A 21,939-nucleotide genomic window follows, 5' to 3' on the forward strand; every position below is an offset into this window, starting at 1 on the left:
TAGAGTTCTGATCATGACTTCACCGGTGAGCGAGACCATCGCACCGCCCCGCCGTGCGGCGTTGTCGCCGAGCCGTGCGGGCGACTTCATGCAGTGTCCGCTGCTTTACCGGTTCCGGGTGGTCGACCGACTGCCCGAGGCCCCGAGTCCGGCGGCTTCGCGCGGGACGCTGGTGCACGCCGTACTCGAACGGCTCTTCGATCTGCCGGCGGGACAACGCGATCCGCAGACGGCGCACGAGTTGATCGAGCCGCAGTGGCGGCGGCTGGTCCAGGAGAATCCCGAGCTAGGTGACCTCGTCGACGAGGACGGACTGGCCGATTGGGTCGCCGATGCGTTCCGGTTGGTGCAGCGCTGGTTCGAGATGGAGGATCCGACGCGGCTGGAGCCGGCGGCGCGTGAGCTCTACGTCGAGGCCGAGGTCGACGGCCTGACCCTGCGCGGGTACGTCGACCGGTTGGACGTCGCGCCCGGTGGCCAGGTCCGGGTCGTGGACTACAAGACCGGCCGCTCCCCCTCGGAGTTGTTCGAGGGCAAGGCGCTGTTCCAGATGAAGTTCTACGCCTTGGTGTGGTGGCGCACCCGCGGGGTGATCCCGGCGATGTTGCAGCTGGTCTACCTGGGTAACGGGGAGATCGTCCGCTATGAGCCGTCGGAGTGGGATCTGCTGGCCACCGAGCGGAAGGTGAAGGCGTTGTGGCAGGCCATCGAGCGAGCCGCGACAACAGGCGATTGGCGGCCCCGGCCGTCACGATTGTGCGACTGGTGCGACCACAAGGCGTTGTGCCCGGCCTGGGGCGGCACTCCCCCACCGCTACCGGAGTATTCGATCGAACGGGCCACCGATCCGGCGATCACCGGAGCGATCGACCCGGATTAGGGGTCGGTTTCACTCGATGACGAGATCCACCGCGGCACCGTTGTTCTTCAGGTAAACGTGTCGCCCGATGATCTCCCGCAACGCCTGGATGTCGGCGAGGTCTGGGGCGGCGAATTCCTGATAGCAGGTTCGGGAGTCGGCGGTGTTCAACGCCGGGTAGAAGTCCGAGACCCACACCAGGAAGCGGTCGAGAAGGTCTTCCAGCGGATACTGCGAGATCCAAGCTGCGTTGTCGCCTTCACCCAACTCGGGCTCCTGCTCGAAGCTGAGCGAGGTCACGTAGGTGTCCTCCTCGTCGTGCCACAGGTAGATGCCCGGCTCGACAGGCGCGTACGAGGGATTGGCGGCGTACTTCTCAGCGTCGTAGTTCGCGATGCTGCGCATGGCGGCGAGAGTATCTCGGCCAGCCTACGATGAAGGGCCATGAGCGCCTCGAGCAGTTGTGGTAGCTGACCGTGATCCGGACACTGCGGGTCGACGGCGAGGCCTTCCAGGTCGCTGAGCGGGCCCACGAACCTGGCGTTTACGACATCGCTTGGACTTCTGGCCCGAACGCCGGTTACGGCTTCACCTCAGCGACCTACGACGGCCAGTCCCGCAGCGACGACGAACTCCGGGAATCGATCCGCACCTTCCTCGCCCAGGTCGATCCCGTAACCGGCTACATCGAGTGATCAGTGCCGGATGGGCTCCGCGCTGAACAATCCCGTCAGGTCGCTCAGCTGCAGCCCGGCGAGTGAGTCCACCTGGACCGCACCTGCCATCGGCGGCACCTCGACAACATGCGGTACGGCGATCGTGGGCACCCCGGCGGCCACCGCTGAACGCGTACCAGTGGGTGAATCCTCAATGGCGACAGCATCTTCCGGGCGCACATCCAGCAACGATGCCGCGGTCAGGTACGGCTCCGGGTGCGGTTTGCCGTGCGTCACCACATCACCGGTCACGACCGCCGCGAACGAGCCTGCCGGCAACGCCGCCACCAGTTCATCGGCCAGCACGGTGTAGGACATCGTCACCAAGGCGTTCGGCACCCCGGCCCGCACCGCCTCGGCCAGCAACTCACGAGCCCCCGGCCGCCACGGCATGTGCTGGCGCATCGCGGTCAGCACCTCGCCGATCAGATAGTCCACGACCTGTTCGGGCGTCATCGTCACGTCCGAGTTGTCGATGATGATCTGCGCCGACCGCAGCAGCGTGTTACCGACGCACTCCTTGGCCATCGCATCGGTCCAGACACCACCGTGGGCGGCGACCAGCGCCTTTTCGGCGCCGATCCAATACGGCTCGGTGTCCACCATGGTGCCGTCCATGTCCCACAACACGGCTGCCGGCAACACCATTTACCGGTCCTCCGGTTCGTACCCCAGGTTCGGTGACAGCCACTGCTCCGCCTGCTTCATCGTCCAGCCCTTACGCCGCGCGTAGTCGCCCACCTGGTCCTGGCCGAGCCGGCCGACTACGAAGTACTGCGATTGCGGGTGTGAGAAGTACCAGCCGCTGACCGCGGCTCCCGGCCACATGGCCATCGACTCGGTGAGCGTGATGCCGGCGCGCTCCTTGACCTCCAGCAACTCCCAGAGCGTCTGCTTCTCGGTGTGATCCGGACAGGCGGGGTATCCCGGCGCCGGCCGGATCCCGGTGTACCGCTCGTCGATCAGCGCGGCGTTGTCCAGGGACTCCTGCGGCGCGTATCCCCACAGTTCTGTGCGGACGAGTTCGTGCAGCCGCTCGGCAAAGGCTTCGGCCAACCGGTCGGCCAACGACTCGAGCAGGATCGCGCTGTAGTCGTCCAGTGCGGCCCGGAACTCCGCAACCTTCTCCGCCGCGCCCAGACCAGCGGTCACCGCGAATCCGCCCACATAGTCGGCGATTCCCGTGTCCTTGGGCGCGATGTAGTCGGCCAGCGACCGGTTCGGCACACCCTCGCGGTGCTCGCCCTGCTGGCGCAGATGATGCAGCGTCGTGACGACCTCGTCGCGGTCCTCCGAGCCGTAGACCAACAGGTCGTCGCCGACCGCAGCAGCCGGGAAGAAGCCGACCACGCCGTTGGCCTGCAGCCACTTCTCCTCGATCAACCGGTCGAGCATCGCCTGCCCGTCGTCCCACAGTTTGCGGGCTGCCTCGCCGCTGGCGGGGTTGTTGAGGATGTCGGGATAGCGACCCTTCATCTCCCAGGCGTTGAAGAACGGCTGCCAGTCGATGTACTCGCGCAGCTCGGCCAACGGGTAGTCGTTGAAGGACCGCAAACCCGTGAACGACGGTCGGGTGGGTTCGTAACCAACCCAATCAATCGGCGTACGTCGATCCAGGGCTTGCGCGTACGACGCCAGTGGCCGTTCGGTCCGCTTGGCGGCGTGCCGCTCCCGGATGGATTCGTAGTCCTTGGCGACGTCCTCCAGGAACGCACCCCGGCGCTCGTCGGACAGAAGTGCGGATGCCGTTGGGACAGAACGCGATGCGTCCTTCACCCACACGACCGGTCCGTGGTACTTCGGCTCGACCTTCACCGCGGTGTGCGCGCGCGAGGTCGTTGCACCACCCAGCAGCAGCGGGATCTCAAAACCCTGCCGCTCCATCTCCTGGGCCAGGTTGACCATCTCGTCCAGCGACGGGGTGATCAGCCCGGACAGGCCGATGATGTCGGCGTTCTCCGCGCGGGCAGCGTCCAGGATCTTCTGCGGCGGCACCATCACACCGAGGTCGATCACGTCGTAGTTGTTGCACTGCAGGACGACGCCGACGATGTTCTTGCCGATGTCGTGCACGTCACCCTTGACCGTGGCCATGATGATCTTGCCCTTGCTGTGGGCTGCATCGCCCGGCTGCTTCTCCGCCTCGATGTACGGAATCAGATGGGCCACAGCCTTTTTCATCACCCGTGCCGACTTCACGACCTGGGGCAGGAACATCTTGCCGGCACCGAAGAGGTCGCCGACGACGCCCATGCCGTCCATCAATGGCCCTTCGATGACCTCCAGGGGCCGACGGCCCTCGGCGGACAACTCCACCCGCAGTTCCTCGGTGTCATCGACCACGAATTCGTCGATGCCCTTGACCAGAGCGTGCGTGATCCGCTCGCGCACCGGCAGCGAACGCCATTCTGCGGCAGCGGGTTCGACCTCGTCACCCTTGACGTTGTAGTTGTTCGCGATCTCCAACAATCGCTCGGTGCTGTCGGCCCGCCGGTTGAGGATGACGTCCTCGATGCGTTCGCGCAGCTCTGGGTCGATCTCGTCGTAGACCACCAGCGCACCGGCGTTCACGATGCCCATGTCCATCCCAGCGGCAATCGCGTGGTAGAGGAAGACCGCGTGAATCGCTTCCCGCACGGGGTTGTTCCCCCGGAAGGAGAACGAGACGTTCGACACACCACCGGAGATCAGCGCATGCGGCAGGTTCGCCTTGATCCAGCGTGTTGCTTCGATGAAGTCAACGCCGTAGTTGGCGTGCTCCTCGATACCGGTGGCCACCGCGAAGATGTTCGGGTCGAAGATGATGTCCTCGGCCGGGAAGCCCACGTCGTCCAGAAGGATCCGGTAGGCCCGCTCGCAGATCTCCTTGCGGCGTTCGAGGGAGTCGGCCTGACCTTCCTCGTCGAAGGCCATGACCACGATCGCCGCGCCGTACTTGCGGCACAGTCGCGCGTGCTCGACGAAGGATTCGACGCCTTCCTTCATCGAGATCGAGTTGACGATGGGTTTGCCCTGGACACAGCGCAATCCGGCCTCGATGACGTCCCACTTGGAGGAGTCGATCATCACCGGCACCCGGGAGATGTCCGGCTCGGAGGCGACCAGCTTGCAGAAGCGGTCCATCGCCTCGATGCCGTCGAGCATCCCCTCGTCCATGTTGATATCGATGACCTGGGCGCCGGCCTCCACCTGCTGACGGGCGACGTTGAGCGCCGTCGTGTAGTCGCCGGCCTTGATCAGGTTGCGGAACTTTGCCGATCCGGTGACGTTGGTGCGTTCACCCACGTTGACGAAGAGCGACTCGTCGGTGATGTTCAGCGGCTCCAAACCCGAGAGACGGCAGGCGGATTCGATGACGGGCACGGAACGCGGCGAGAAGTCGCGGACCTGTTCGGCGATCGCCGCAATGTGCGCGGGCGAGGTCCCGCAGCAACCACCAAGGATGTTGACCAGGCCGTCGGCCGCGAACTTGGCGATGACCTCGCTCATCTGCGAGGGAGTCTCGTCGTACTCACCGAAGGCGTTCGGCAGGCCAGCGTTGGGGTAGCACGACACGAAACAGTCTGCGATCCGCGAGATCTCGGCCAGATAGGGCCGCATCTCCTCCGCACCCAGCGCACAGTTGAGGCCGACCGCCAGGGGCCGGGCGTGCCGGACGCTGTTCCAGAACGCCTCGGTGACCTGACCCGACAGCGTCCGGCCGGATGCGTCGGTGATCGTGCCGGAGATGATGATCGGCCAACGACGACCGCGCTGCTCGAAGAGGGTCTCCAGTGCGAAGATTGCTGCCTTGGCGTTGAGAGTGTCGAAGATCGTCTCGATGATCAGCAGGTCAGACCCACCGTCCACCAGTCCCTCGGCCTGCTCCAGGTAGGCCTCGACCAGTTGCTCGTAACTGACGTTGCGCGCCGCCGGGTCGTTGACGTCCGGGGAGATGCTCGCCGTGCGGTTGGTCGGGCCGATGCCGCCGACCACGAACCGCTGCTCGCCCGGGTGCGCGGCCACGAACTCATCCACGGCCGAACGAGCCAGGCGCGCCGAAGCCAGATTGAACTCGTAGGCCAGATCGGACATGTCGTAATCGGCCAGCGAGATCCGCTGCGCGTTGAAGGTGTTGGTCTCCACCAGGGTCGCGCCGGCGTCGAGGTAGGCGGTGTGGATGGCCTTGATCGCCTCGGGCTGGGTCAGACTCAGCAGATCGTTGTTGCCGCGCAGGTCACTGGGCCAGTCGGCGAAGCGTTCGCCGCGATAGTCGGCCTCAGAGAATCCCTTCGCCTGGATCTGGGTACCCATCGCCCCGTCGAGGATCAGGATGCGCTGAGTGAGAAGGTCGTGCAGGGCCGCCGTCTGGTCCGGCTGGATCTGCGACGCCTGGGCGGTTTCGGAGCGGCTGCTCACATTGGTCCCCATTCGGTCGAATCTGAGGAGGATTCTACCGAGCCGGTCGCGGCAGTCCGTACGCTGAGCGGGTGATCGAGTTCGAGGAGTTGCCACTACTGCGGGATCCACTCATCATCGCCGCCTTCGAAGGGTGGAATGACGCCGGCGAAACCGCGACGTCGACGCTGGCCCATCTGGTCCAGATGTGGGATGCGCAACCCCTGGCCGCGCTGGATCCCGAGGAGTACTACGACTTCCAGGTCAACCGCCCGCGGATCTCCGGCGAGGCCGGCGACCGTGAGATCACCTGGCCCACGACCAAACTGTTCCTAGCCAGGGACACCCCGTTGGACCGGGACGTCATCCTCGTGCAGGGCATCGAGCCATCGATGCGCTGGATCGCCTTCACCCAGGAGATCATCGACCTGGCCGCCGACGCGGACGCCACGATGTTCATCACCCTGGGCGGTCTGCTCGCGGACGTGCCACACACCCGGCCCATCCCGGTCACCGTGTCCAGCGACGACCCGGACATCCGCGACCGCTACGACCTCGAGCCGAGCCGCTACGAGGGTCCGACCGGCATCGTGGGTGTCGTCTCTGACGCCGCCCATCGCAATGGGATCCCGACCATCTCACTGTGGGCCGCCGTACCCCACTATGCGGGTGGCTCGCCCTCCCCCAAGGCGACGTTGGCGCTGCTCACCCGTTTGGAGACGCTCTTCGACACGCTCATCGGGCACGCCGATCTGCCCGATCTGGCCCGCGCCTGGGAGCACGGGGTCGATGAGTTGGCCGCCTCCGATGAGGAGGTCGCCGACTACGTGCACTCCCTGGAGGAGCAGCAGGACACCACCGAGCTGCCCGAGGCGAGCGGTGATGCGATCGCCAAGGAGTTCGAGCGCTACCTGCGCCGCCGCGACGAGGATTAGTCGCGCCGCGGCATTGCTACGTCGGCGCCATAGCAGTCGGGGCGATGGCATCCGGGGCCGGCGCGGTACTCACCAGCCAAGTCTGGCCGCTTCATTCGCGGACGGCTCCCCCGCTGCGGCCGCGAAAGCATCGAGTGCAGTGATCAGCGACTGATACTGATCTGCCGGTAGCGCGCGCACAATCCCGGTCAGCGCTTTGCGCCGCGCGCGGGTCACGTCCTCCACGATGCGCTGACCCGTCGTACTGAGCGTCACCGCCACCTCCCGACGGTCGGTTGGGTTCTCCTCGCGCACGGCCAGCCCCTGACTGACCAGCCGGTCGATCTGCCGCTGCGCCGAGGAGGGGTTGACCCCCAGCCGGGCGGCCACCGCGCCCACCGTGGTGTGCGGTTGCTGGGCCAGGACCACCAGGGTCCGGAACTGCACCAGTGTCACTTGTTGCTCAACGGAAGCCAGGGACGCCGCCGACACCCCCACCAGCGCCCTGGACGCAGTCAGCAGAGAGGTGACGAGTTCATCGGACTTGCCTCGGCTCATGCAGATCATCATGCCCTTCGACGCTCCGCATTTCACATGCACCATGCATCTATTGCACACTGCATGTATGACGCGTCGTGGATCGTGGTGGGCTTTCGCGGGGACCGCCGCGATCGTCGGTGCCCTCACCGGAGTCGCGGCTGCCACTTTCCGAATCGCCCTTTCGTGGCTGACGTCCCGCCGCGGCCAGGTCATCGACTGGTCGCACGGCCATTGGTGGGCGCCACCCTTGTTCGTCGCAGGGTGCGCGCTGGCCACCACCATCGCGGCGGGGCTCGTGCATCGCGTAGAACCCCACGCCGAGGGCAGCGGGATCCCACGAGTCGAAGCCGTTGTCGAGGGTCGCGCCGCACCCGGCCGTTTCCGGATCTTCCCGGTCAAATACGTCGGTGGACTGCTGTCGATGGGCGCCGGTCTGGCGCTCGGGCGGGAAGGGCCGTCTGTTCAGATGGGCGGCAACATCGCCGTCATGGTGTCGACGCTCACTCGCCGCCACGGCGAGCAACTGCGGCTCCTGGTCGCTGGTGGTGCTGCGGCTGGGTTGGCGACCGCGTTCAACGCGCCGATTGCCGGCGGGGTGTTCGTCCTGGAAGAGCTTCTCAAGCGGTTCGACCCCAAGGCGACCGTTGCCACCCTGACCGCCTCCGCTGCCGGTTTCGCCAGCGCCCACCTGTTGGTTCACAGTGACACCACCTTCCACGTCGCGCGACTCGGCGAGCCGCGACTGGCGCAGGCGGGGTGGGTGGCGCTGGCCGGGCTGCTGTGTGGAGGGGCAGCGGTCGCCTACAACCGCACCGTCATGCGGGCGCTGCACGCCGCAGACACCAGTTCGTGGCCGGTCGAGCTCCGCGCCGCGGTCATCGGTGCGCTGATCGGTGCCATCGCCCTGATGAAACCGCAACTGGTCGGTGGTGGCGACAACCTCACCCAGCAGGCACTGCTGGGTTCTGGCGCCCTCGTCGGCGTACTCGGCGTACTCGCTCTGCGTTGGGTCCTCGGGGCGGTGTCGTACGCCGCGGGCACCCCCGGCGGTCTCTTCGCGCCGATGTTGGTGCTCGGGACCCATCTCGGACTGGCCGTGGGGATCGTGGCTCGCGCTGTCGACCCGAACTCGCCGCCGCCGGCGGCGCTGGCGCTCATCGGCATGGCGGCATTCTTCGCAGCCAGCGTGCACGCTCCGGTCACCGCCATCGTGCTGGCCAGCGAGATGACCGGCACGACATCACAACTGGCGCCCACGCTCGGGGCGTGCGCGATCGCGATGACGCTTGCTCTGGCGATGCGGCAGGAAGGGATCTATGACCTGCTCACCACCCGCGCGGCGCGTGCCGCACGAGAGAACCAGTTGACCCAGAACGCCTCGTGAGTTGCGCTGAATGTCCTGGACCAGGCGCTCCGGCCCTTCACGCATCCCAGCGTTGAACAATTCGGCGCGCAGCGCACTAGGACAGCGCGACCCCGAGCAACGCGTCGATGAGGTCGCGTACGGCGACACTCGGCTGACCGCCGGACGGCACCCGGCCGGCCCATCGGTCGACCGCCCGCAACGCCGACGGAGCATCCAGGTCGGCCCGTAGCGCGGCGCGCACCGTGACCAGCAGGTCGTCGGCGTCCCGGTCGTCTCCGCCGGAGGTGGCCACCCGCCACCGGTCGAGGCGGGCCTGGGCCGCCGCCAGCAGATCGTCGGTGTACTCCCATTCGGTCCGGTAGTGCTGGTCGAGCAGCATCAACCGGATGGCCATCGGGTCCACCCCGTCGCGGCGCAGCTGGGCCACCCGCACGAGGTTGCCGCGGGACTTGCTCATCTTGTGACCCTCGAAGCCGACCATCGCCTGGTAGGCGAAGCTGTGCGCGAACGGCGGCGTGCCGGTCAGGGCCACCGCTTGCACGGCACTCATCTCGTGGTGCGGGAAGATCAGGTCGGTTCCGCCGGCCTGCAGTGCGAAGCCCATCCCCAGGTTGTCCAGGGCGATGGTCGTGCATTCGACGTGCCAGCCGGGTCGACCACGGCCGAGTACCCCGCCGTCCCAGGCGGGTTCGCCCGGTCGCTCCCCGCGCCACAGCAGCGGGTCCAGCGGGTCACGCTTGCCTTCACGCTCCGGGTCCCCGCCGCGGTCGGCAAACACCGCCATCATTTCTTCGCGATTCCAGCCGCTGACCGAGCCGAACGAATCCTGCACGGACAGATCGAGATACAGATCCGTCTCCACCGCGTAGGCCGCCCCGGAGTCCAGCAGTTTGGTGACCACGGCGATGTGCCGATCCATGGTCTGCACGACGCTGGCGTAGACCTGCGGCGGAAGTACCCGCAGCGCGCTCATGTCGTCTTTGAAGAGCTCGATCTCGCTGTGTGCCAGGTCCTGCCAGTCGACACCGTCGCGGGCGGCGCGTTCCAGCAGCGGGTCGTCGACGTCGGTGACGTTCTGGACGTACCGCACCTGCACGCCGGAGTCACGCAGCACGCGGTTCGCGAGGTCGAACGTCACGTAGGTGGCGGCGTGGCCCAGGTGCGTCGCGTCGTACGGCGTGATACCGCACACGTACATGCCGGCCACACCGTCGGTCGCCACGACCGGCTCGAGGGTTCCCTCGCGGGTCGCCAGCAGCAGCCGGCCGGGCACCGCCGGCACCGCCGGGACGTCGGGAGCAGCCCACGGCTGCAAGGGGGTGTCGGCCAGATTCACGGGGTTCAGCGTAATTGGCTCACCACAGCGGCCACGGCAACGGGTGCCGATGGGGCGGGATCGCGGGCATGGTCTCGTCGCGCAGCAGTTTGCGGATCCGCCGGTCCAACGCGATCAGTTCGGTGTCCGTGATCAGCTGGGCCAGCAGGTCCCGCAGCTGATCGGTGGCCAGCAGCCCCTGCAGGTCGGTCAGTTGCGCCGTCTCATCCGCCGTCAGCGGTTCACCGGCGTAGCCCCACAGCACGGTGCGCAGTTTGGGCTCCTCGTGCATGGTCAGGCCGTGGTCGATGGCAAAGAGGTCTCCGTCATCCAGGATGAGGGCGGTCGCTTTCCGGTCGGCGTTGTTGAGCACGGCGTCCAGCAGGGCGACCTCCCGCAACGCAGGGTCGTCGGCGTGCGACACGACGACGTCGGCGAAGTACTCGTCCTGGCCCTGCACCACCGGCCGGTAGCCCTCGGGTAGTTTCCCGGGCGGATCGACCCGCAACAGGTCGTGGTCGCCGGTCACGTCCAGAGGTCCGACCCAGACCTGCAGCGACCCGGGCCCTAACGGCCCGTCACGCAGCACCGTCGGCGGGATGCGGTGCCAGTCGCCCAACCGGGAGATGAGGTACGACGTCAGTTCCCGGGCTGCGAGCGTGCCGTCCGGGAAGTCCCACAAGGGTCGTTCACCGCGCACCGGTTTGTAGACCGCGCGCAACGAACCGTCCACGACCACCCGGTAGACCGCGTTCGAGGCATGTGACAACCGGCCCTCGACCTCGAGATCGCCGCGCTCCAGCAGCGCGGCGAGGTCATCAGCGTCGGTATCCGTTGGCACGGGGGCAGATGTGGCCGGATGCCTCCAGCGGTGCGCCGCAGAACGGGCACGGCGGCCGCCCGCTGGCGACCGTCGCCAACCCGCGCCGGGCGAACTCCCGGGCGGCGATCGGAGACAGAACGATCCGTAGCACCGTTGCGTCCGGTTCGGTCAGTTCGATGACTTCGTCACCGGAATCCTCGAGTTGCACGTCGCGGTCATGACATTCGATGACCACCCGCTGCACGTCGGCAACCCAGGCCAAGCTCAAGGTGCTGACCCGGAATTCGTCCTCGATCGGCGTACTCAACGGGTCGTTGTCCGGTGGCAGGACCTGCTCGTCGGGCTGGCCGACCTCGTCCAGGAGGGTGTTCAGACGCTCGGCAAGGACCGCCACTTGCTCCTTCTCCAGCGACACGGTGGTGACCCGGGGGCCCTGCACCGCCTGTAGGAAGAAGGTGCGCTGACCGGGCTCGCCGACGGTGCCGGCGATGAAGCGCTCGGGCTCGTCGTACTCGATCAGCGGCATGGATCGACCCTAATGCAGTTCGTGGGGATCAGACTGTGCGGTGCGGCCGAAGGGCTGGTCAGGACCCACCACCCACCGGCGCATCACCTTCCGGCGTCTCCTGGGGCTTCGGTATCAGGTCGGTCACGTCACCGCCGGTGTCGTTCATCCGGACCACGAACGGTCGCGCGGGGCCGTATCGCACGGCACTGAGCGACGCCGGCCCGACCGTGATGCGCTGGAACTGGTCCAGGTGGGTGCCCAGCGCGTCGGCGAGGATGGCCTTGATCACATCGCCGTGGCTCACCGCGAGCCAGATCGCCTGGTCGCCGAACTCCTGCGTCACCTCCAGGTCGATCCGGCGCATCGCGGCGACGGCGCGAGCCTGCATGGCCCGCATCGACTCGGCCTCGAAGTCCGCCGAGGCCGGGAAGGTGACGGCCGACGGCTGGTCCTGCACGATCCGCCACAGCGGGTCCTTGGCAAGGTCCTTGAGCGGCTGACCGGTCCACGCGCCGTACTTGCACTCGCCGAGATCGTCCGCGGTCTCGATCGGTACGTCACGGACGCCGCGCACCAACTCGGCCGTCTCCTGGCACCGTTGCAGCGGGCTGGCGACGATCCGCCGAACCGGCAGGTCGGCGACGCGGGAGCCGACGCGGGTCGCCTGTTCCCTGCCGACGTCGTCGAGCGCGACGCCCGGGGTCCAACCGGCGAGGGTTCCGGATGCGTTCGCTGCGGTGCGGCCGTGCCGCACGATCAGGGCCAGTGCCACCCCAGAACCGTAACCGGCGCCCCACTACGCTGCCTGCGTGCGTATCCAACCGGTCGGGGACAGCGGATTGCGGGTCAGCAGCCTGACCCTGGGCACCAGTAGCTGGGGCCGGGACGTCGACCTCGAGACCGCGCGGGACCTGCTCACTGACTTCCGGTCCGCTGGAGGTACGACGATCGACACGGCCGCGGGGTACGCGGACGGCGGTGCGGAGCGGGTGATCGGCGCGCTGATCAAGGATCTCGACCGCGACGGGCTGCGACTGGTGGGCAAGGCGGGCATCACCGGCGGCAGCGTCGACACGTCTCGTGGGGCGCTGCTGGGCGCACTCGACGCCTCGCTGGACCGCCTCGGCGTGGACTACCTCGACCTGTGGCTGGTGCACACCTGGGACTCGCAGGTGCCGCTGGCCGAGACGATGTCCGCGATGGAGGCTGCTCATCGCAGTGGTCGGGCGCGATACGTGGGGGTGTCGAACTACTCCGGCTGGCAGTTCACCGCGGCAGCATCGATGCTGCGAGAGGCCCGGATTCCGTTGGTGGCCAACGAGATCGAGTACAACCTGCTGACTCGTTCACCGGACGCAGAGGTCATCCCGGCCGCGCAGTACGCCGGAGCGGGCATCCTGGCATGGGCCCCGCTGGCCGGCGGGATCCTGACCGGGAAGTACCGGCACGGCACCCCTGCGGACTCCCGCGCGGCCGGTGGCCGGCACGAGCGATGGGCGCAGCGACATCTGGGTCAGGCCGCGTCACCGGTGGTCAACGCGGTGGTGACGGCGGCCGACGGGCTGGAGGTCAGCCCTGCCGAAGTGGCGCTGGCCTGGACCCGCGACCGGGTGGCGTCCAGCATCATCGGCGCGCGCACGACCACTCAACTGGCGGCGTTGCTGCGTAGCGAGGAACTGACGATCCCCGATGCCGTGCGAGATGCGCTGGACGAGGTGTCGGCCCCGCGGGTCTAAGCCGCGGGACTCAGTCGTCGTCGTCCGCGTCGTCGAGTTCTTCGTCCAACTCTTCGATGTCGTCTTCGTCGTCGAGGTCGTCGTCGTCCTCGTCGTCGTAGATCTCGAACGGAGTGACCTCGCCGTAGGTGTCCATCAAAGCGCGGTCGTATTCGTCGAAGGCCTCAGCCAGCGACTGGTAGGCGGCTTCGACAGCCGGGTCCTGTTCTCCGCGGCGGGCTGCTACGACCTCGAAGTGACGTTCTAGGGCCGCCACGAAGGCGGCCAGCGCGACGCGCGGATCGGTGGCCATAGACCAGACCGTATCGGTAATGACGCACAATGGGCGAACGATGGTCGAGTACGAGTTCCGCGAACTTCAGTTCACCCGCGACGCCACCCCGGGGCAGATCCGGCAAATGCTTGCTGACTTCGCCGAATACGAACACTGGGAGTTGGCCCGGACGCGCCTTTACACCGGTGGTCGACGCCGGATCTGGCTGCGCCGGAAGATCATTCGCGTCATGCGCACGGCCTGAGCCGGCTCAGCAGTCCTGCAACAGGCGACCGAGCACCCGGGTGCCGAACAGCAGTGAGTCAACCGGCACTCGCTCGTCCACGCCGTGGAACATCGCCGCGAAGTCCAGGTCCGCCGGCAGCCGCAACGGGGTGAACCCGTAGCCCTTGATGCCCAGCAGGCTCAACGCCTTGTTGTCAGTACCTGCAGACAAGCAGTAGGGCAGGATCGCGGCTTCCGGGTCCTCTGCCAGCAGCGAGCGCTTCATCGCCTCGACCAGGTCGGTGTCGTAGGGAGCTTCGACGGCGATGTCACGGTGGACGGTCTCGATGGTGATGTGCTCCCCCGCCAGGTCGCGCAGGGTGGCCATCAACTCCTCCTCGTGACCGGGCAGGAATCGGCAGTCGATCCCTGCGGTGGCGGTCTGCGGGATGACGTTGTGCTTGTAGCCCGCGTCCAGCATCGTCGCGTTGACCGTGTCCTGCAGGGTCGCATCCACGAAACCGCGAGTGCTGCCCAGCAGTTCGAGCACCGGTTCGGGGTCCTCGTCGGTGTAGCTACGACCGGACAACTGCGCCAGGCCGTCCAACAGCGCTCGGACCGTCGCGCCGTACTGCCGTGGCCAGGGGTGCTCACTGATCCGGGTGAGCGCCTGCGCCAGGTGCATCACCGCGTTGTCCGGGTTGGGCACCGAGCCGTGACCTGCCCGGCCGGTGGCACGCAGGGTCAGCCAGGCCAGTCCCTTCTCGGCGCTCTGCAACAGATACGCCCGCTGCTCGCGACCGGCCGCATTCGGGAACGTGATGCTGTACCCGCCCACCTCACTGATGGCCTCGGTGGCCCCCTCGAAGAGTTCGGGGTGGTTCGCGACCAGGTGGTGGCTGCCCTTGGCGCCGCCCGCCTCTTCGTCGGCGAAGAGAGCGATGACCAGGTCGCGGGCTGGTTTGCGACCGGTCCGGGCCAGTTCCCGGACGTTGGCGATGATCATCGCGTCCATGTCCTTCATGTCGACCGCGCCCCGCCCCCAGATGCAGCCGTCCTTGATCTCGGCACCGAACGGGTCGACCTGCCAGTCGCTGGCCGTGGCCGGAACCACGTCGAGGTGGCCGTGCACGACCAGGGCGCCCCGGTCGCTGTCCTCCCCCGGAATCCGAACGACCACGCTGGCCCGGCCCGGGTCGCTCTCGATGATGACCGGTTCGAGGCCGACCTCCTCGAACTGACCCACGACGTACTCGGCGGCTTTGCGTTCGCCAGGGCCGCTGCCGTCGCCGAAGTTGCTGGTGTCGAAGGCGATCAGGTCCTGGCAGATCTGGACGACCTCATCGAGGGCAGTGGGCTGATCAGTCATTCTCCCACCCTAGGCTCCTGAGTTCCTCGATCGAATCGGCCGCCTCGGCGGTCTTGTCGTCGCGGTAACGCAGCACCCGGGCGAATCGCAGAGCCACCCCACCGGGATACCGGCTCGAGCGTTGCACCCCGTCGAAGGCGATCTCGACCACCTGCTCCGGACGCACGCGGACCGTCCAACCGTCCGCCGGACCGTCCGCCAACTCGGTGAAGCGCTGGGTCTGCCAGCGCAACATTTCGTCGGTCATCCCTTTGAAAGTCTTTCCCACCATGACGAATTCGCCGGTCTGCGGATCACGAGCACCGAGGTGGATGTTCGACAGCCATTCGCTGCGCCGACCGCTTCCTCGCTCGACCGCGAGCACCACGAGGTCCAGGGTGTGTCGCGGTTTCACCTTGACCCAGCCGGCGCCGCGCCGGCCGGCCGCGTAGACCACGCCCGGGTCCTTCAGCACGACGCCCTCGTGCCCGGCACCGACCCACTCCTCGAACGCGGCGCGCGCTGCGGCCAGGTCGGCTCCCGCGCGTCTGGGGATCCGGTTCGGGGGCGCGACGAGTTGCTCGAGCGTGGCGATCCGCTCGGTCAGCGGTTGGTCCAGCAGGTTGCGACCGTCCAGATGCAACAGGTCGAAGAAGAACGTGCTCACCGGGACCCCGTCGGCGCTGGCCGTGCGGGCACCCGTGACCTGGAACGGTTCGGGACGGCCATCGGCTCGCAACGCGATCGCTTCCCCGTCCAGGACCGCGGTCTGCGCAGGCAACGCCCGGACCACCTCGACCACCTCCGGCAGCCGCTCGGTGATGTCGTCCAGACTGCGTGTGAACAGCCAGACCCGCTCACCGTCTTTGTGCGCCTGCAACCGGATCCCGTCGAGCTTGCATTCGACATCGAACCGCCGCTGCTCATCATCGCCGTACGCCGCGTCAACGCTCGGCGCGCTACCCGCCAGCATCGGGCGCAGTGGTCGCCCCACCACCAGGTCCACCTGCTGCAGACCCTCCGACCCGGAGGATCGGGCGGTCGCGGCGACGTCGGTGAGGTCCCCGGCCAACATGGCCGCTCGGCGTACGGCGGCCACAGGCACCTCGAACGCCTCGGCGATCGCGGACTGCATGACACCGTCCTGCGCGCCGTGCCGCAACTCCCCCGTGAACAAGCCCACCAGGAAACGCTGTTCGTCCTGCGTCGCGGCCCCGAAGAGGTCGGCGACCAGTGCGGAACGACCCGCCACGGACCCGGGGCCGGAGAGACGTTCCATCGCACTCACAGCCCGATCGACATCCTGCACGGTCAGCGAGGGCTGGGTGGCCGGCGTCGGCAGGTCGCGGACGCTACGCCAGCCGACCCCGGGACGGCGCTGCGGCAACGCACCGGTGAGGTAGGCCGTCACCAACGGCACGTCGTCCGGCTCGGCCGAGCGCAGAATCGCCGCCAACTGCTCGATCTTGGCGTTGCGGGCCCTGGTCGACCCGACCCGGCCAGAAACCTCGACGACCTGCGACAGCAGCATCCGCTCAGTCAAGCAGTTGCCGCAGGTCCTCCAGCCGCCCTGTCACCCCGACGGTGTCGGTCCAGTCCATCGATGCAGATCCATCGGCCAGGTCGACGGTCAGGCAGGCGCGAGGGCCCTGAGCGCCGCCGCGGTGCAGGGTGAGGACAGTCCCGGCCAACGTGACCTGCAGATCAGCCGCGTCGAAGGCCCCGATGCTGTTGCGCAGTCGACACAACTGCAGCAGCGCCTGCACCACCGGGCGGTCAAGGGCGGCGTCGATCTCGGCGTCGTCGTAGTAGTGCCGGTTGATGTCCCGGCCGACGTTCGTGCGCGCCAGCAGTTCGCTGTCGTTGCCTCCAGCCAGCGCGCCGACGTAGTAGACCTGCGGGATGCCGGGCGCGAAGAACTGAATCGCACGCGCCGCCAGATACGCCGCGTCGTCGCGGCCAAGAGCGTCGTAGTAGGTCGAATTGATCTGGTAGAGATCGAGATTCGAGGCAGTCGCACCGCTGGCCGCCTGACTGCTGCCGCCGGTGCGTTCGTGGATCCCCGCCACCAACGCGTCGACCTGCTCCTCGGTCAGCAGGCCGGGGCGGATCGGATCGCCGGGCTTCTCGCCACGCCGCGGGCCGGCGTCGATGATGCCGATGCCGTCGTGGGTGTCCAGCACGGTGACCGCATTGGTCGGCCGATCCCGGAGCCACGCCGCGAGCGGTTGACCGTCGCCACTGGAGAACGCGTAGAGCAGCAGGGGCGGCAACGCGAAGTCGTAGACGTAGTCGACCTTCTCGGCGATCGCGACCTGGTCCCGGAAATACGAGTGCACCTCGACCAGCACCTCGACGCCGCGCTCGCGGGCCCGCTGGGTGAACGCGGCGATGAAGTCGAACGTCTCCGGGGTCATGAAACACGACGTACCCGGTGTCTTCACGGCGTAACCCACCGCATCGAGGCGCACGAACCCGACACCGGCGTCGGCGACTGCATCCAGGATCTGGTGTAAGTAGTCGCGGCCCGCATCGGAGGTGATGTCGATGTCGATCTGTTGCGGGGTGAAGGTGGTCCAGACGTACCGCAACTCACCGCCGAGGCGCATCGCGCTGAACGGCAGCCCGGGCCGGGGCCGGTAGATCGCCGTCAGGTCCGCTTCCGTGGCGCCATCGGGGAAGACCGAGGACATGGTCAGGAACATCGGGGCGTACGCCGAGTCCCGGCCCTTCGCGACGACGTCCTGGAACTGGGGTGACTGGGAAGAGACGTGGTTGACGATCAGGTCGGCCATCACGTCGTACGTCGCAGCCAGCGCCTTGATGTCCGTCCAACTCCCCAGGCGGGGGTCGACACTGGTGTGGTCGATCGGGTCGAAACCGGCGTCCGCCCCGTCGTACGGCGAGTAGAAGGGTAGGACGTGAACCCCACCGAAGGCACCGGAGAACTTTTCGTCGAGGAGGCGATGCACCCCGTCGATGGTGCCGCCGAACCGGTCGGCGTAGGCAATGAGTTGGACCTGATTACGCACCCGCAGACCCTAACGCGGCGGATCGACCAGAGCGTCCAATTTGTCCAGGTCAGCCGACCACGGCGGTGCCTCATCGGCGCGCTGCACGGTGAGCAGGCAACCGGCCGGATCGGGGGCGAAGGTGAGGATCGTGTGCTGGCCGTCGGCGTCCGCGAGTTCCAGCAGGTGTCCCGGCTCCGAGCGGACGGTCTGCGTCGGGTCAGCTGCGGTGGTCGGCCACCAGGCGGCGAGTTCGACCGGATCGGTGAAGGCCCGGAACAACCGCCCCGGTGCCGTCGTGAACGTCCTGGTGATCAGCGCCATGAGCGAAGTCTGGCAGCCAGCAGAACGATTCGGGAGGCAGGCACTCGCCGTGCTAACGTTCACGGTCGCAACCCCGTCCGGGTGGCGGAATGGCAGACGCGCTAGCTTGAGGTGCTAGTCCCCGAAAGGGGGTGGGGGTTCAAGTCCCCCTCCGGACACTCACCGATAGATCCCCTCTGTGGCCCCGCCCGGAGGGGATCGTTGCGTTCCGGGGCGATCCCGCGCACCAGCAGGTAGACCGCGAGAGAGATCTCCCACAGGAACACAGGAACGGCGGCGAGCGGGATCACGTCGCAGAGGCCGGCCAGCACCGAGAGGTTGACGACGCCGATCACCACCGCGCCGACCAGTCCGAGGACGGCGATAGCCCGCGGCACGAGCTGCGTGCGCAGCAGCAACCAGGCGAGCAGCACGGTGTGGAACGGCACGATCAGACCCGGGCCGACCAGGAAGGTCCAGTCGTGCAGGAGCCGGAGCGCGTGTACCTGCCCGGCACCCAACTGCGGTCCGGCCATCGTTGCGGGCCGTGCGACCACGGGCAGGATGGCGACCACGCCGGCGAGAATCACGCCCGCTTCGAGGGTGCGAAGACCCAGGTACCCGCCGGCCACCGCACCGGAGCGCGGCGCGATCAGAGGAAACAACGCGGCGGCGGTGCCGACCACCGCCACCGCCAGCACGATCTCGCAGACCGCCCCTAGCAGGACCGGCCCGCGACCCGCCAGGTTCGCATCGGCGGCATAGGACTGACCGCCGTACAGCAGGACGGCAGCCACCGAGGTCACATGTGTCACCAGGTAGAGCCCACCGGCCCACCAGGACAGCACTCGAAAGTTCACAAGCTCATCTCCCTCAGCCGTGGTGTACGCCGTACACCAAGTGTTCTGGCAGACTAGGTGGACGCCGTACACCAGGTCAAGGCGGCACCACGCACCGGGCCAGATCAGGAACGAGATGACTGCACGCACCCCGCTCAGCCGAGAACGGATCATCGCCGCCGCCATCGACGTGGCCGACGAGGCCGGGCTCGAGGCCGTCAGCATGCGCAGCGTGGCCACCGCGCTCGGCGTCGTACCGATGGCCCTCTACAAACACGTGGGCGACAAGGACGACCTCATCGACGGCATGGTGGCCGCGATCGTGACCCGGTTCGGGCAGGATCCGGCCACCCCGGCCGGCACCTGGCAGGAGGAGTTCGCGATCGTCGTACGTCGCGCACGGGCCCAGGTGACCCAACGGCCCTGGGTACGGCGAGCGATCGAGACCCGCACGCTGCTCACCCCGGCCGTGCTCGGGCACATGGAAACCCTGACCCAGATCATGTTGCGCGGCGGACTGTCCCCCGATCTGACGCACCATGCGATGCACGCCCTGGGGAACCGGATCTGGGGCTTCAGCCCGGAACTGTTCAACGAGCATCCGCACGCATCGGTGAGCGCCAGGAGCACCGCCCCGAGTCCGGATCCAGCCGATTACCCGGGCATCCTGCAGGTGGCCGCCGAGGCGCGCCGGCTGCGGCCCGAAGCAACCAGTTGCGACGAGGATTTCGAGTTCGACTTCACGCTCACCCTGCTCCTCGATGCCATCGCGCGTCTACAGGAGCAGACCTGGACCTCGCAGGGGTCGATGTAGAGATAGAGTCGGCCAGCCAGCGCTAGTACCTCGACATCCGCAGTCCCCCGAAGGGTCGAAGTGGCCGAAGATTCCCGTCCGTCCCCTGCGGGGCGTTCGAGCGACGTACGTCCGATCCACCGCGCCGGTGCCGCGGCGCTCATCCTGGGCGCACTGGGTGTGGTGTTCGGCGACATCGGAACCAGCCCGCTCTACGCATTCCAGACGGTCTTCACCCTCGACAAAGGCATCGTCAAGAACAACGACGCCGACGTGTACGGCGTTGTCTCCCTGATCTTCTGGGCGATCACCTTGATCGTGTCCGTGAAGTACGTGACCTTGATCCTGCGTGCTGACAACGACGGCGAGGGTGGCGTCATGGCCCTGGCCGCGCTGGCCCGCAAACACGTACGCCCGGGCGGCCGGCGATGGGCCGTCGTGATGGTGCTCGGTGTGCTCGGGGCATCGCTGTTCTACGGCGACAGCGTCATCACACCGGCCATCTCGGTGATGTCGGCCATCGAAGGTCTGGAGGTGCCGGCGCCCAGCCTGGCGCATCTGGTCCTGCCGATCGGCGTCACGATCATCGTGGCCCTCTTCCTGGTCCAGCGGTTCGGCACCGAATTGGTGGGCCGCGTCTTCGGCCCGGTGATGGTCCTCTGGTTCACCGTGCTCGCGCTCCTGGGGCTGCGGCAGATCGTCCGGGATCCGGCGATCCTGCGGGCGCTGTCCCCGTCGTACGCCGTGCTGTTCATCGTCGATCATCCGGGCATCGCGTTCATTGCGATGGGCGCCATCGTGCTGTCCATCACCGGTGCCGAGGCGTTGTACGCCGATATGGGCCATTTCGGTCGCTCACCCATCCGCCGGGCCTGGTTCTTCCTGGTGTTCCCAGCCCTCACGCTCAACTACCTCGGCCAGGCGGCGTTGATCCGCGAAGAGCCCGACGCGCTGAGCAACCCGTTCTTCCGGCTGGCGCCGGACTGGGCCCAGCTGGCACTGGTCATCCTGGCCACCCTGGCCACGGTGATCGCTTCCCAAGCAGTGATCTCCGGCTCGTACTCGGTCACCAACCAGGCCATCCGGCTGGGCTACCTGCCCCGGCTCACCGTGCGGCACACCTCGCACAAAGAGGGCGGACAGATCTATCTGCCCGCGGTCAACTGGGTGCTGTTCGCCGGCGTGATCACCTTGTTGCTGATCTTCCAGCACTCCTCGAAGCTCGCCACCGCCTACGGCTTGGCGGTCACCGGCACGTTCCTGATCACCACGGTGCTCTTCCTCGTGCACGCCCAAGCCGCGTGGCACTGGCCGCGGTGGAAGCTGATCGCGGTCGGTTCGTTGTTCGGCTGGCTGGAGCTGACCTTCTTCGTCGCCAACCTGACCAAGGTCGCCCACGGCGGCTGGCTGCCGCTGCTGATCGCCTCCGTCGTGGTTCTGGTGATGATGACCTGGCAGCGCGGCCGCACGCTGGTCACCGAACGCCGCCAGAAGCTGGAAGGCAAACTCGTACCGTTCGTCACCGAGTTGCAGCAACAGGATCTGAGCCGGGTGCCCGGCACCGCCGTTTTTCTGCATCCGGACGACCAGACGACGCCGTTGGCGCTGCGGGAGAACGTCACCTTCAACAAGGTGCTGCATGAGTCGGTCGTAATCCTGTCGGCGATCTCCGCGAACGTGCCGTACGTGCCCGAGGAGGAGCGCGTCACCGTGACCACGATCGGGCACCCCTCGCATCACATCCACCACGTCACGGTGACCTACGGGTTCCAGGACGTGCAGGATGTACCCCGCTCCCTGGCCGGCGCGACATCCTTGGGGTTGCCGGTCGATCCGGACACGGCGTTGTACTTCCTGTCCCGGATCACGTTGTCGCGCACGGAATTACCGAGCATGAGCAAGTGGCGCAAGCGGCTCTTCACTGCGATGGCGCACAACGCCGCGGACCCGACCGAGTACTACCGCCTACCGCCGGCGCGCACGATCATCATGGGAACCAACGTGCTGGTATAG

21 protein-coding genes, 1 tRNA gene and 1 pseudogene are annotated in these 21,939 nt (G+C 67.3%); 9 read left to right on the plus strand and 14 right to left on the minus strand.

All coding sequences use genetic code 11. The features are described 5' to 3' along the window. Positions 1 to 13: 13 nt before the first annotated feature. A complete protein-coding gene (locus DR843_RS06280) occupies positions 14 to 880 on the plus strand; it encodes a RecB family exonuclease (protein ID WP_172461484.1) in 867 nt (288 codons plus the stop codon). Positions 881 to 889: 9 nt separating this feature from the next. Here the strand turns inward: DR843_RS06280 and DR843_RS06285 are convergent, their stop codons facing one another. Next, positions 890 to 1,264, minus strand: coding sequence for a hypothetical protein (locus DR843_RS06285; protein WP_172461485.1), 375 nt, complete (start codon positions 1,262 to 1,264; stop codon positions 890 to 892). 71 nt (positions 1,265 to 1,335) lie between these two features. Here DR843_RS06285 and DR843_RS06290 point away from each other — a divergent pair, with 71 nt between their 5' ends. Beyond that, positions 1,336 to 1,554, plus strand: a complete 219-nt coding sequence (locus DR843_RS06290; protein WP_245934024.1) for a hypothetical protein — start codon at positions 1,336 to 1,338, stop codon at positions 1,552 to 1,554. On the opposite strand, the gene DR843_RS06295 is transcribed toward DR843_RS06290, so the two are convergent. Continuing rightward, positions 1,555 to 2,223, minus strand: coding sequence for an HAD family hydrolase (locus tag DR843_RS06295; RefSeq protein WP_109684598.1), 669 nt, complete (start codon positions 2,221 to 2,223; stop codon positions 1,555 to 1,557). Then, on the minus strand, positions 2,224 to 5,973 hold the full coding sequence (gene metH / locus DR843_RS06300; RefSeq protein ID WP_245934025.1) for a methionine synthase: 3,750 nt from the start codon (positions 5,971 to 5,973) through the stop codon (positions 2,224 to 2,226). Between the two features lie 71 nt (positions 5,974 to 6,044). On the opposite strand from metH, the gene DR843_RS06305 reads away from it, so the two are divergent. Continuing rightward, positions 6,045 to 6,887: a PAC2 family protein gene (locus DR843_RS06305; RefSeq protein WP_109684600.1), complete on the plus strand. Its 843-nt coding sequence runs from the start codon at positions 6,045 to 6,047 to the stop codon at positions 6,885 to 6,887. A gap of 69 nt (positions 6,888 to 6,956) precedes the next feature. On the opposite strand, the gene DR843_RS06310 is transcribed toward DR843_RS06305, so the two are convergent. Then, positions 6,957 to 7,424 carry a MarR family winged helix-turn-helix transcriptional regulator gene (locus DR843_RS06310; RefSeq protein ID WP_211310189.1) on the minus strand — a complete coding sequence of 156 codons (468 nt, stop codon included), beginning with the start codon at positions 7,422 to 7,424 and terminating at the stop codon, positions 6,957 to 6,959. A gap of 67 nt (positions 7,425 to 7,491) precedes the next feature. Here DR843_RS06310 and DR843_RS06315 point away from each other — a divergent pair, with 67 nt between their 5' ends. Beyond that, positions 7,492 to 8,790: a ClC family H(+)/Cl(-) exchange transporter gene (locus DR843_RS06315; RefSeq protein WP_109684602.1), complete on the plus strand. Its 1,299-nt coding sequence runs from the start codon at positions 7,492 to 7,494 to the stop codon at positions 8,788 to 8,790. Positions 8,791 to 8,866: 76 nt separating this feature from the next. Here the strand turns inward: DR843_RS06315 and mshC are convergent, their stop codons facing one another. The 4 genes from mshC to DR843_RS06335 are packed head-to-tail and all read right to left on the minus strand — an operon-like array spanning position 8,867 to position 12,190. Further along, positions 8,867 to 10,087, minus strand: coding sequence for a cysteine--1-D-myo-inosityl 2-amino-2-deoxy-alpha-D-glucopyranoside ligase (gene mshC / locus DR843_RS06320; protein WP_109688644.1), 1,221 nt, complete (start codon positions 10,085 to 10,087; stop codon positions 8,867 to 8,869). A 40-nt stretch (positions 10,088 to 10,127) separates the two neighbouring features. Next, positions 10,128 to 10,928: an SCO1664 family protein gene (locus DR843_RS06325; RefSeq protein ID WP_109684603.1), complete on the minus strand. Its 801-nt coding sequence runs from the start codon at positions 10,926 to 10,928 to the stop codon at positions 10,128 to 10,130. Then, positions 10,906 to 11,436: a DUF3090 domain-containing protein gene (locus tag DR843_RS06330; RefSeq protein WP_109684604.1), complete on the minus strand. Its 531-nt coding sequence runs from the start codon at positions 11,434 to 11,436 to the stop codon at positions 10,906 to 10,908. The genes DR843_RS06325 and DR843_RS06330 overlap by 23 nt, the downstream gene beginning before the upstream one ends. Positions 11,437 to 11,494: 58 nt before the next feature. Beyond that, complete coding sequence (locus DR843_RS06335; RefSeq protein ID WP_109684605.1) at positions 11,495 to 12,190, minus strand: MSMEG_4193 family putative phosphomutase; 696 nt, start codon at positions 12,188 to 12,190, stop codon at positions 11,495 to 11,497. 37 nt (positions 12,191 to 12,227) lie between these two features. Between DR843_RS06335 and DR843_RS06340 the strand changes: the two genes are divergently transcribed. Continuing rightward, positions 12,228 to 13,154 (plus strand): aldo/keto reductase, encoded by a 927-nt coding sequence (locus tag DR843_RS06340; protein WP_109684606.1) that lies wholly within the window; start codon positions 12,228 to 12,230, stop codon positions 13,152 to 13,154. Between the two features lie 10 nt (positions 13,155 to 13,164). Here DR843_RS06340 and DR843_RS06345 read toward each other — a convergent pair whose 3' ends face one another. Then, entirely contained in the window at positions 13,165 to 13,446 is a 282-nt protein-coding gene (locus DR843_RS06345; RefSeq protein ID WP_109684607.1) for a primosomal protein, read from the minus strand. Between the two features lie 40 nt (positions 13,447 to 13,486). Between DR843_RS06345 and DR843_RS06350 the strand changes: the two genes are divergently transcribed. Then, positions 13,487 to 13,672 carry a DUF5703 family protein gene (locus DR843_RS06350; RefSeq protein WP_109688646.1) on the plus strand — a complete coding sequence of 62 codons (186 nt, stop codon included), beginning with the start codon at positions 13,487 to 13,489 and terminating at the stop codon, positions 13,670 to 13,672. Between the two features lie 6 nt (positions 13,673 to 13,678). On the opposite strand, the gene DR843_RS06355 is transcribed toward DR843_RS06350, so the two are convergent. The 4 genes from DR843_RS06355 to DR843_RS06370 are packed head-to-tail and all read right to left on the minus strand — an operon-like array spanning position 13,679 to position 18,315. After that, positions 13,679 to 15,001, minus strand: a complete 1,323-nt coding sequence (locus tag DR843_RS06355; RefSeq protein WP_109684608.1) for a M20/M25/M40 family metallo-hydrolase — start codon at positions 14,999 to 15,001, stop codon at positions 13,679 to 13,681. Continuing rightward, entirely contained in the window at positions 14,994 to 16,511 is a 1,518-nt protein-coding gene (locus tag DR843_RS06360; protein ID WP_109684609.1) for an ATP-dependent DNA ligase, read from the minus strand. Before DR843_RS06360 ends, DR843_RS06355 begins: the two co-directional genes overlap by 8 nt. A gap of 4 nt (positions 16,512 to 16,515) precedes the next feature. Beyond that, a complete protein-coding gene (gtfA, locus tag DR843_RS06365; RefSeq protein ID WP_109684610.1) occupies positions 16,516 to 18,012 on the minus strand; it encodes a sucrose phosphorylase in 1,497 nt (498 codons plus the stop codon). A 9-nt stretch (positions 18,013 to 18,021) separates the two neighbouring features. Then, positions 18,022 to 18,315, minus strand: a complete 294-nt coding sequence (locus DR843_RS06370) for an SRPBCC family protein (protein ID WP_109684611.1) — start codon at positions 18,313 to 18,315, stop codon at positions 18,022 to 18,024. 75 nt (positions 18,316 to 18,390) lie between these two features. Between DR843_RS06370 and DR843_RS06375 the strand changes: the two genes are divergently transcribed. Next, positions 18,391 to 18,473: transfer RNA gene (locus DR843_RS06375), tRNA-Leu, on the plus strand. Positions 18,474 to 18,593: 120 nt separating this feature from the next. Here DR843_RS06375 and DR843_RS06380 read toward each other — a convergent pair. After that, positions 18,594 to 19,358 (minus strand): annotated as a pseudogene (locus tag DR843_RS06380) (DUF4386 domain-containing protein); the annotation flags it as partial. Between DR843_RS06380 and DR843_RS06385 the strand changes: the two are divergent. Together DR843_RS06385 and DR843_RS06390 are read left to right on the plus strand one after the other, a co-directional pair. Next, positions 19,270 to 19,947, plus strand: a complete 678-nt coding sequence (locus DR843_RS06385; protein ID WP_109684612.1) for a TetR/AcrR family transcriptional regulator — start codon at positions 19,270 to 19,272, stop codon at positions 19,945 to 19,947. The pseudogene DR843_RS06380 and the gene DR843_RS06385 overlap by 89 nt on opposite strands. Before the next feature lie 60 nt (positions 19,948 to 20,007). After that, positions 20,008 to 21,939 (plus strand): potassium transporter Kup, encoded by a 1,932-nt coding sequence (locus tag DR843_RS06390; RefSeq protein WP_109684613.1) that lies wholly within the window; start codon positions 20,008 to 20,010, stop codon positions 21,937 to 21,939.

This window comes from Branchiibius hedensis (genome assembly GCF_900108585.1).
Taxonomy (GTDB): Bacteria; Actinomycetota; Actinomycetes; order Actinomycetales; family Dermatophilaceae; genus Branchiibius; species Branchiibius hedensis.

Excerpts from the sequence above, each read along its gene's own strand:
- DR843_RS06370 (WP_109684611.1), bottom strand. The coding sequence starts at position 18,315 with ATGGCGCTGATCACCAGGACGTTCACGACGGCACCGGGGCGGTTGTTC.
- DR843_RS06355 (WP_109684608.1), bottom strand. The coding sequence starts at position 15,001 with ATGACTGATCAGCCCACTGCCCTCGATGAGGTCGTCCAGATCTGCCAG.
- DR843_RS06315 (WP_109684602.1), top strand. The coding sequence starts at position 7,492 with ATGACGCGTCGTGGATCGTGGTGGGCTTTCGCGGGGACCGCCGCGATC.
- DR843_RS06350 (WP_109688646.1), top strand. The coding sequence starts at position 13,487 with ATGGTCGAGTACGAGTTCCGCGAACTTCAGTTCACCCGCGACGCCACC.
- DR843_RS06285 (WP_172461485.1), bottom strand. The coding sequence starts at position 1,264 with ATGCGCAGCATCGCGAACTACGACGCTGAGAAGTACGCCGCCAATCCC.
- DR843_RS06345 (WP_109684607.1), bottom strand. The coding sequence starts at position 13,446 with ATGGCCACCGATCCGCGCGTCGCGCTGGCCGCCTTCGTGGCGGCCCTA.
- DR843_RS06280 (WP_172461484.1), top strand. The coding sequence starts at position 14 with ATGACTTCACCGGTGAGCGAGACCATCGCACCGCCCCGCCGTGCGGCG.
- DR843_RS06385 (WP_109684612.1), top strand. The coding sequence starts at position 19,270 with ATGACTGCACGCACCCCGCTCAGCCGAGAACGGATCATCGCCGCCGCC.
- DR843_RS06330 (WP_109684604.1), bottom strand. The coding sequence starts at position 11,436 with ATGCCGCTGATCGAGTACGACGAGCCCGAGCGCTTCATCGCCGGCACC.
- DR843_RS06360 (WP_109684609.1), bottom strand. The coding sequence starts at position 16,511 with ATGCTGCTGTCGCAGGTCGTCGAGGTTTCTGGCCGGGTCGGGTCGACC.
- DR843_RS06310 (WP_211310189.1), bottom strand. The coding sequence starts at position 7,424 with ATGAGCCGAGGCAAGTCCGATGAACTCGTCACCTCTCTGCTGACTGCG.
- DR843_RS06295 (WP_109684598.1), bottom strand. The coding sequence starts at position 2,223 with ATGGTGTTGCCGGCAGCCGTGTTGTGGGACATGGACGGCACCATGGTG.